This window comes from Gemella bergeri ATCC 700627 (assembly GCF_000469465.1).
Taxonomy (GTDB): domain Bacteria; phylum Bacillota; class Bacilli; order Staphylococcales; family Gemellaceae; genus Gemella; species Gemella bergeri.
In genome coordinates this window covers 1-8,810 of record NZ_KI271792.1, presented here as the reverse complement: position 1 = coordinate 8,810, position 8,810 = coordinate 1, and the positions used below count along the sequence as shown (strand labels likewise).

13 protein-coding genes and 1 pseudogene are annotated in these 8,810 nt (G+C 30.9%); all 14 read right to left on the bottom strand.

Features of this window, described 5'->3' with window-relative positions; all coding sequences use genetic code 11:
- Positions 1–49 precede the first annotated feature (49 nt).
- The 14 genes and pseudogenes from HMPREF1983_RS00320 to HMPREF1983_RS00270 all read right to left on the bottom strand — a co-directional run bounded on the left by HMPREF1983_RS00320 (position 50) and on the right by HMPREF1983_RS00270 (position 8,405).
- Positions 50–955, bottom strand: coding sequence for an alpha/beta hydrolase fold domain-containing protein (locus HMPREF1983_RS00320; protein ID WP_021752272.1), 906 nt, complete (start codon positions 953–955; stop codon positions 50–52).
- Between the two features lie 189 nt (positions 956–1,144).
- The gene (locus HMPREF1983_RS07630) at positions 1,145–1,291 is read right to left on the bottom strand and encodes a Maff2 family mobile element protein (RefSeq protein ID WP_021752271.1); all 147 of its coding nucleotides are present in this window, start codon (positions 1,289–1,291) and stop codon (positions 1,145–1,147) included.
- A gap of 497 nt (positions 1,292–1,788) precedes the next feature.
- Positions 1,789–2,082 (bottom strand): hypothetical protein, encoded by a 294-nt coding sequence (locus tag HMPREF1983_RS08030; RefSeq protein WP_021752269.1) that lies wholly within the window; start codon positions 2,080–2,082, stop codon positions 1,789–1,791.
- Between the two features lie 32 nt (positions 2,083–2,114).
- Complete coding sequence (locus tag HMPREF1983_RS08025) at positions 2,115–2,405, bottom strand: SAP domain-containing protein (RefSeq protein ID WP_021752268.1); 291 nt, start codon at positions 2,403–2,405, stop codon at positions 2,115–2,117.
- Between the two features lie 206 nt (positions 2,406–2,611).
- Positions 2,612–3,139 carry a hypothetical protein gene (locus tag HMPREF1983_RS00305; protein WP_021752267.1) on the bottom strand — a complete coding sequence of 176 codons (528 nt, stop codon included), beginning with the start codon at positions 3,137–3,139 and terminating at the stop codon, positions 2,612–2,614.
- 57 nt (positions 3,140–3,196) lie between these two features.
- Complete coding sequence (locus tag HMPREF1983_RS00300; protein ID WP_021752266.1) at positions 3,197–3,448, bottom strand: hypothetical protein; 252 nt, start codon at positions 3,446–3,448, stop codon at positions 3,197–3,199.
- A gap of 302 nt (positions 3,449–3,750) precedes the next feature.
- Entirely contained in the window at positions 3,751–4,011 is a 261-nt protein-coding gene (locus HMPREF1983_RS00295) for a hypothetical protein (RefSeq protein WP_211225806.1), read from the bottom strand.
- Positions 3,992–4,135: pseudogene (locus HMPREF1983_RS07620) on the bottom strand (Lsa family ABC-F type ribosomal protection protein); the annotation flags it as partial. The pseudogene HMPREF1983_RS07620 and the gene HMPREF1983_RS00295, both read right to left, overlap by 20 nt.
- A gap of 46 nt (positions 4,136–4,181) precedes the next feature.
- A complete protein-coding gene (locus HMPREF1983_RS00290; RefSeq protein WP_342663627.1) occupies positions 4,182–5,390 on the bottom strand; it encodes a DUF4368 domain-containing protein in 1,209 nt (402 codons plus the stop codon).
- Positions 5,391–5,408: 18 nt separating this feature from the next.
- A complete protein-coding gene (locus tag HMPREF1983_RS08010) occupies positions 5,409–5,852 on the bottom strand; it encodes a recombinase family protein (RefSeq protein ID WP_021752262.1) in 444 nt (147 codons plus the stop codon).
- A 50-nt stretch (positions 5,853–5,902) separates the two neighbouring features.
- On the bottom strand, positions 5,903–6,109 hold the full coding sequence (locus HMPREF1983_RS00285) for a type IV secretory system conjugative DNA transfer family protein (RefSeq protein WP_021752261.1): 207 nt from the start codon (positions 6,107–6,109) through the stop codon (positions 5,903–5,905).
- Between the two features lie 133 nt (positions 6,110–6,242).
- Positions 6,243–6,950 carry a hypothetical protein gene (locus tag HMPREF1983_RS00280; protein ID WP_021752260.1) on the bottom strand — a complete coding sequence of 236 codons (708 nt, stop codon included), beginning with the start codon at positions 6,948–6,950 and terminating at the stop codon, positions 6,243–6,245.
- Positions 6,940–7,413 (bottom strand): hypothetical protein, encoded by a 474-nt coding sequence (locus tag HMPREF1983_RS00275; protein ID WP_040460710.1) that lies wholly within the window; start codon positions 7,411–7,413, stop codon positions 6,940–6,942. Before HMPREF1983_RS00275 ends, HMPREF1983_RS00280 begins: the two co-directional genes overlap by 11 nt.
- 260 nt (positions 7,414–7,673) lie before the next feature.
- Positions 7,674–8,405 (bottom strand): hypothetical protein, encoded by a 732-nt coding sequence (locus HMPREF1983_RS00270; protein ID WP_211225804.1) that lies wholly within the window; start codon positions 8,403–8,405, stop codon positions 7,674–7,676.
- Positions 8,406–8,810 lie beyond the last annotated feature (405 nt).

Genomic DNA, 8,810 nt, shown 5'->3' with positions numbered 1-8,810 from the left:
ATTTTATTTTTTTCTGTCTAATTTGATTTTTCAATCTCCCATAGATAAATCATTTGTGATATTCAAGCATATTTCTCCAACCTAATTTCGCTTCTCTTACAACAGGGAAAAATGGATAACAGTGATACAAATTTTCCCCTATTTCCGAAATAACCTTTACACCACATTCTTCTAATTTAGTTTTGATGGGTTCATATGCCGCATATAATACTTCATCACTTCCATAGGAAAGGTAAATCTCTTCTACTCCGTGATAATCTCCCCTTTCAAGATATAGCATATATTCCGGAACATTTTTACCGTGAGTCAAAATTTTATCCATTTTTTTCATATAAGACAGACTTAATAAAATATCTTTTTTATCAAGTCCCTGCCCTTTTCTTATCAACTCTTCATCTGTAAAGCATTGTCCGGGTGATGACGCATATATTTTCTTGGGAACTTCAACTTCCTTATGCATTGCATTGATATGTGATACAAGTCCTAATGCAAGTGTCGCACCGGAAGAACTTCCCGTAACAAGAACGTTCGAAGCATTATAAGTGTTGAGCATTGACTTATACAAAGCATAGATCCAATCAAATACTTCATCAATAGTATGATTTATGCAAAGCGGATAATATGGAATAACCATATTTCGTCCACTTTCAAGAGCTATTTTCAAAGCCTTTTTAATAGAATTCGGGCGAGGATGCACAAGCATACCACCACCTATTAAAAATAGGCACACTTTCTTTGTCGGTTTCTTATGAGTTATATATACAACCTTTTCCCCATTAAACTCTTTAATTTCATAGTCTATTTCATTATGAGAAAGCATAGGAATCTTTGTTTTATCCATATTCTTTCGTGTTTTTTCAATCAACTCAGTTTCACTTTTATTAAAATATTTTTTAAATCCTATGAGCTTAATAAACACTTTTAAAAAACGATATTTCAACGATAAATTAGACATTTTCCTACCTCCTTATCTTCTATATTAACCATAATACATTATTTTTTTGTAGTTCAATGCAATACTAATCCTCTTTTTTCACTACTATACTTACAAGGATTATACCACAAATATTGATTATATCCAATATTTGCTTGCTTTTATATTTTTGTTTTAGAGATTTGGTTGTGCCATTCAGTCTTTATTTTATTAATTGCTTGGTGCCTGTGATTTCACTCCGAGATTGTTATTGCCATATCCATCCATCAGATTGATGACACCCCACGCTACAAGTCCTGCACCTACTGCCATAATAAAAATCTTTAATACATTAGCTGCTTGTACGAAAAAATCCATTATTTATCTTTCCTTGTTTTCTTCTTTTCAATTTTGTTATATACCTTAATAATAAAATTTTGTATTCACACTTCTTAAAGTAACTAAAAACATGAATTAATTCGCCTTTTACCAAGGCTTTTACTATTTCTACTTTTTTTCCATAAGCTGCACAGTTGGTATACTCTCTACTTTTTCCACATTCTTTCAAAAGTGTAAAATTTACAACTTGAACCTCTTCATCACCTCTTATGAAAGTTTAAAAAGTAGGTTCTTTTAACAGGTTGGCATCAATATTAATCATTTCTTTATCCATTGTTTCCTCCAATTAAAAAAGTGATTGTAAAATTAATTCCAATCGCCAAAAGTTTGTATACTTAGCTGTTTTTTAGGTAGGACTTCTTATCCTTATTAACTTGCGCCCGGGTTTTTTGCATAAAAAAAGACGATAGTTTTTTACTTATCTATCGTCTTTAATGTTTTATATTCAATTTTAAGTTCGACAAACTAGGATTTATTTACTTACGATACTTCTCTATTTTATATCCATATTCATTCAAAAGCTCTCGTGAATAAATTTTTTCATTTTTTGACTCTCTAACTTCTTTCCATAGGATAGCTGCAACTTTTAACTTATTAGAATAACAATCACTAAATTCATCTAAACAAAAGTCTTTTAGGAATTGGTTCCATTGACAAACTGAATTATCATAATTTGCATAGTCTGACTCTCCATAATATATTTTAATCAAATCTTGGATTGTAAATTTTATGTTGTTATCCCTTTTTACTTTTCGCCAAGCAGTTGCCATATTCGCATTAAATTTAAATGGATTAACACCTGTTACAGCTGAAAAATAGTCTCGAAATTCTGATTAAATGAAAACCCGCATTCAAGCAATGGTGTGTTTAAAGTTAAAACTTTGACTCGATTTTTATTTACTTTTCTCAAAGACTTTTCTACTCTATTCCCTTTAAAATATTGTTCTATAATATAATTCAATTCTTGTTTTGTACATCTATACTCTAATCCAAGAGACTTGCAAATTTGTGAAAGTTCTTCTCGATACCAGTAGTATCTGTTAAATTCTTCAAATGATTTTATATCTCTAAAATTAGGTCTTTTTTCTTCCATATGCACACCTCCACAAATTCTAATTTGTCAGCTAATAAACTTACCGGCTAATTTGTATATCTGATTTATTTCTTTGTTTTCTAACTTCCAGTTATTGAGTTCATCTTTAATTAATTCTGGAAATTTTTTGCTAATATCCCACTACCTGCTGATTTCCTAATATATTCACTCGTACCTTCTTTTAATTCAGTAATTTGTCTAATCAATTATTCTTCTTTATTTTCTTTGGAATTGTTCCATCTGTTGCATAAAAAAATCCAATTTTTTCTATCTATGATGATACTGACATTCATTAGCTTATTTAGTTTCTTCTCATGCAAACCATAAAAAATAGGATTTCTAATTTCTATGATCAGTTTTAGACAATTAAATGGACGCTTTTTAATTTTTATTTGTTCTATATCTTCAAGTTTAAATTTAAAATGTAATACACTATGTCCTCTTCTTCCATAAGTATAATATTTAACAACATTGTCTTCGTAAATTTCTAATTTCACTCCATTTATGAAGAGATAATATCCCATAAACCATACAAGAAGTGGAGCGACAATCAACACTATTGCCATAATAATTTTATCTGAAAAATCAGTACTATAACTAATAAGATGCTTCAGTATCAATATAACAATAAAAAATGAAGATATTATAGACAAACAGCCTATCATATTAAATTTAGACTTATGAGGATATGTCAAGACAAGTTTTGGTTCATCTTGTAAAAAATCTAATTCCATAATTTATCCTTTTTCACTTATAATTTCATTTTATTTATTATTTAAATCACAATTTCTCTATTTCATTATACCAGATATACCCACGCTATATAAAGCCATAACAGAAAATATTACATTCTTGTAAATTACTGTATTTCTATTAAACTTAGCTTTCCCTATCAAAAACACATTCTTCTTGTCATAATCCTCAAGGAGTTTATAATTTTTGTGCTTTGTAATATCGAATTTATCTGACAAAAACGATCTTATGCTTTGAAGCTGAAAAATACACTTACCACTAGCCATAATTATAATTTTATCTTGGCTCATCAGCTCCTTTCCTGTTTTTTGATAATTTAGTCCGTAGCTATTGGCATTGTATCACATTTTAGAGGTGTTATATAGATCTATCGTTTCTTTTCCGAGTATTTCAGATAGTTCTTTAAATGTTGACTTTTCCTTTTGTGCGAATGAATTTTTTATCTCTATTTTGTAGTTCTTCCATAAATTCTCCTTTCCATTTTTTGAATTTCGACAACAAAAAAGGAAGTATCGGCTATTTGCTTTTACTCCCTCTTCGATGATTTTATTTAATTGCTTTACTTCGACAAACTGGGATTTATAGTTTTAATCTATAATTTATATTTCTCCCAATCCTCGACGGATTCTATTACCGGAACCCAACTATCAATCTCAAATTTTTCTTTTATATATGGATCCGCATAGCCATCTACTATGAGTGTACCATTGCATTTTATATGAGCTTTTTCATCTAATATTTCTAAGATTTCCACTTTGTAATCAACCAACGGCTCATGTTCATAAATATAAAAGGAATCTTCACGGTCTTCACTTTCCTCAATGGTCATTACTGAAAAGATTGTACCTATCAATTCCATTTCTTCCTATCAGTCCTATTTTCCAGTTTGTATCAAAGGAAAACGATACATTTTCAAATATAGGTTTTACATATCCATAATATGAGAAAGTAAGGTTTTCAATTTTAATTGCCGACATAAAAACACCCCCTCACAATCCTATTTTATCTAATATTATACCATTTTTAAGCCATTTTTTCTATCTCCTCTTTCTGTGGTATTTGACAGTTGCTTATAAAATTAAAATACACATCAACTTGTTGTTTTCTATATTTGCCTTGTCTTCCTCCTGTCGCTTCGTGGACTACAACTTTTTCTATATACTCATTTATCATCGGTACGGTCAGTTCCTCAATATCTGTATACTTCTCTATCATTTTTAGAAATTTATCGATGTCAACTTTTCTCTGATGATAGCTTTCTATTTCTTGTTCAAAATACTGTATTTGCTTTTCTAAGTCTTGTTGCTCTGTATCATAGGTATTAAATAATCTATCAAAGTGTTTTAGAGGAATTTTCCCGAGTGCGTGGTCTTCATATAGCTTTGTAATAAGGGTGGTTAGTTCTGCATTTCTTGATGAAAGTTTTCCTAACTTCGTTTTATTTCCTTGATACTTTTCTTCTCTTTTTTCATCAGATAATTTGTTCATCACTTTTAGAAATTCTTGCTTTTCTTCTTTGGCAAAGTCTGTGATTTCTTTGATTGCTTTTAAGAGAATTTCATTCACTGTTTTTACTTTGATGTAGTGCATACTGCAAGTACCTTTTCTGTGTCTGTAATGTTGACATACAAAACAATAATCACAATCGTACTTCTTTTCTTTATGTTCTGCCGGCTCTCTGTAACTTAATTTACCTCCACAATCAGAACGGATTAAAAGTCCTGTAAATGGGTGTGAGGTTGTTCCGTACTTCGGACTTCTTCTTACTGTTTTTCTTAACCTTTGAGCGTTGTTCCATGTTTCTTCGTCAATGATGGCTTCGTGGGTATTTTTGAAGATAATGAGTTCATCTTCTTTTGCCTTTCTGCGTTTCTTAGTTTTGTAATCAAGGCATATTGTTTTACCAAGTACAGTGTGTCCCATATATTCTCTTTTTTCTAAGATATAACCTACTGTGGTCGGTGTCCAAAAATACGGGTCTTCTATTCCTCTTTTCTTTGAACTATGGTTATTTTCAGGGTAATGTATTTCTGCATAAGCTGATGGAATAAGGACCTTATCTTTGGTTAGTATATCTGCTATCTGTGTTACTCCATATCCCTCTATTACAAGCCTGTAAATGCGTTTTACAACCTTTGCACTCTCTTTATCGACAAGTAGCTCCTGTTTGTTCTTAGGGTTTCTGTAATAGCCGTATGGAACGCTTGGTGATACTCTTTTACCCTCTTCCAGTCTTGCTCTGAAGATGGATTATATTTTTCTTGAGGTATCTCTTGCATACCATTCATTCATAATATTTAGAAATGGGGTAAAGTCGCTTTCTGATTGTTTTTCACTGTCTATTCCGTTGTTGATGGCTATAAACCTTACGCCCTTTTCTTTGAAAAGTATTTCGGTGTAAAAACCTACTTTGAGGTAATCTCTGCCAAACCTACTCATATCTTTTACTATCACAGTAGATACTTTGTTTTCTTCTACTGCTTTTATCATTTTTTGAAATCCCTCTCTATCAAAGGTTGTTCCACTTACTCCATCATCGGTATAGTGATAGATATTTACAAAGCCGTTTCTTTTAGCATAGCTTTCAAGTAACTGCTTTTGATTTGTAATGGAATTGCTTTCTCCTTGTATTTCATCATCACGACTTAAACGCTCATAAAGGGCTGTTTGTCCTGTTGTTTTCGTATTTGACATGAGAATTACCTCCTTTCCAAGTTTTTATTATTTTCTCTGTCCCTAAGAGGTTAATCCTTTTTTGGATCAGTTACACAATATGATAAGTGCATTTGCATTAAGTTCGGTTTGACATAAAATCGGGTTTTTCCGCTTCCGGATCCACCAATAACAAGCACATTTTTATTTCTCGCATACTTTGGATTAGATGGTCTACCATCCATTGTTAATCGCTCAGTTTGAGTAAGCAAAATATTATTTTGAAACTTTTCATCCATATATGGTTCTATATCTTTTTTCGTTCCCCAGGAAGCGTTTTGTCAAGTACCTTTTTTGATTTATGGACGCTTTTATTTTGAAAAATGGGTAGTAAAAAACAGCAAAACTATTTGATTTGCCACTTTACCATATTTACAGATAGATTGCTTCTGAATAATTTGTTTTATTTATCCTTTCATGAGATAAAGAACTTCTATATAATTTATTTTGGTGTCTAACCATTAGCAAAGGGAGAACAAATGATTTAACTGCGTATAGTCCAGTCAAAATCATAAAAATCTCAAACTGCATATTTAATAAATCCCCATCATACACTTCATAAAGAATCACTGCATTTAAGGCAATATTAAAAGCAGTAGCTAAAGTGGCAAAAGTTATGTTAGTTTTAGTTTTAGGATTATAGAATTTTATCACATATAAAGCTAACAAAGAAATATTACAAATACAAATAGGTTTATAATTTTCTCTGTGAATAACTATTGTTTTACTATTATAAAGAAAAAATCTGCCAACTGAAGGCCTATATATTTTATTAATCCAGATATGATTGATGGCGATAATTTCTTCCCATGTTATGAGCAAATTGATTTTTCGTAAAAATATTCCTTCTTTGCTTATATAGAATTTCCAATTTGCAATAGAAGAAATTACGGTTACAGCAACAAAAATTATAATTACAATGTAACTTAATTGTTTCCAAGCTATGGTTAGAGGTTTCTCAAATAAGTTCACTGTAATTGCCTGTCCATTTGATATTGTATGTAAAACGAAGAAGCAAAATAAAATCATGAATAATATACATCTATAAAAAATACTATGAAATTTTATCTTACCTTTCATTTTCAAATCCTCTTTCTGTAATTTCTTTTATTCTGTTTTTTAAGACTATATCTGCAGTTATAAAAATGGGGATAAAAAGCGGTGCTGCGTTAATGATGAGAGCCGGCAGAAGCATAATGTAAATTGTTAAAAATGTTCCTCTTTTCTCATACATAGCACTACCCCAGTCTCCGTTAATCAAAGGAAATACTGATTCTAAAACTCCTCTATACCATTTTATGAAAGGATTATCCAGGTATTTGTAATTCATAACAAAGCCAAATATGAACAACAGAGTTACAGGTATATATACCATTATGATAATCCATGTTATTTTTCTTGTCTTTTTCGTGGCTTTAATTAAAATTTTTTCTTTCTCATCTTCATTTAAATTTTTCAAAGCTTCATTTCTAAAGCATTCACCCTTAAATTTATATTTGATATATTTATATTGAACAGATTTTCGTACATCGAAATTAATCATCATAAACCTTCTTCCGACCCTTATTTCAGGTAACAACTCATTTTATTTTTGTTGAGAGCCAGTATAACACCCTTTACTTCCTTTATACTATGAAGTTTACTCCCATTTTGCATGCTGTACTCTTACACCGTAACGATATACAGTTCCAGCCTCATTAAAATTAGCCTCAATTCTATATCTTTTCCACAGTTCATAACCTGCGGTTTGTATCGTAAGAATGAAAAGAGTATCTTTTTTTATTTCTTCAGAATCTACAGGATTTAACAAAAAATATCCTTTATATCCTTAGTTCTAAAATCTTGGATTGTAAGATGAGATAAATCTGTATGATTGAATGTAACCTCAGATAATTGCTTACTGTCAGCGTCAATCTCATAATATGTTATAACACAATTCTTTAAACTATCCGAATCTTTCTCTGTAGGAGTAACACTCATAAAACCATAGGACTTACCGTTTCGAAAGATTTCTAAAAGCTTTCCGTAATAAGAATGATCATTGCGTTGATTTACAATCTCGCTATCAGCTGTCTTTTCATAAAAAGTGAACCCTTCCGACAAGAGCTCAGATGCCTTTGTTTCCCCAATAATGACATTCGTTTTATCTATTTGAACTTCGATTGGTTCTGACGGAAAACCGGTCAAAGATATGAAAAACATGAAGAAAAAACATGCGAAAACCAGAGTAGCCTTTACAGCATTTGATGAAGAATAAATATACATCGGTTTATTTGAGCGATGAAACAATACAGTAATTAGTTTCATAACATGACTCAGTATTAGTACCACAATAGCAATAGCAAACTCAGCCTTCAAACATGTATAAAGTGCTTTTGAAAAGTGATGTGTTCTGTAATATACTACACCGAAAACAATAATATTTGCCAAAATAAAATTAAAAATAAATAAGGTAGCCTCTTTTAATGCTGTCGAATCAGTAACATCATCAAATTGAACGCTACTGAATCTTCCTCTAAGGCTTGATCCAATCATATAAATCCATCCGGGCAAATCTGTCCCTGTTCCTACAGCTATTGCAATTCTCAAATAGATATAGATTGTCAATAAAAAAAGCAGTAATGCAACAAATCCAAAACTCAAAGCTACGATTAAAAATCCCAAAATTATTCCTCTTTCTAAATAATCATATAGTATATTTTATCCTTTTTTTATAAGTCTGACTTTAATTCTGACCCTACCTATCATCCCTATGTTTTTTAATTATACCATATTTCAGCACAGTTTTATAGGTCTAACTCGTTCCTCTTAACCTGTGATAATCGCTTTTCTTGTTCCTGTAACTGCTCTATACAGTTCTTAACTTTTTCTGCTTGTTCAACTTCTTTTCGCATATCTATGATTTGAGAATACTGATTAGGCTACAATAAACTAGACAGA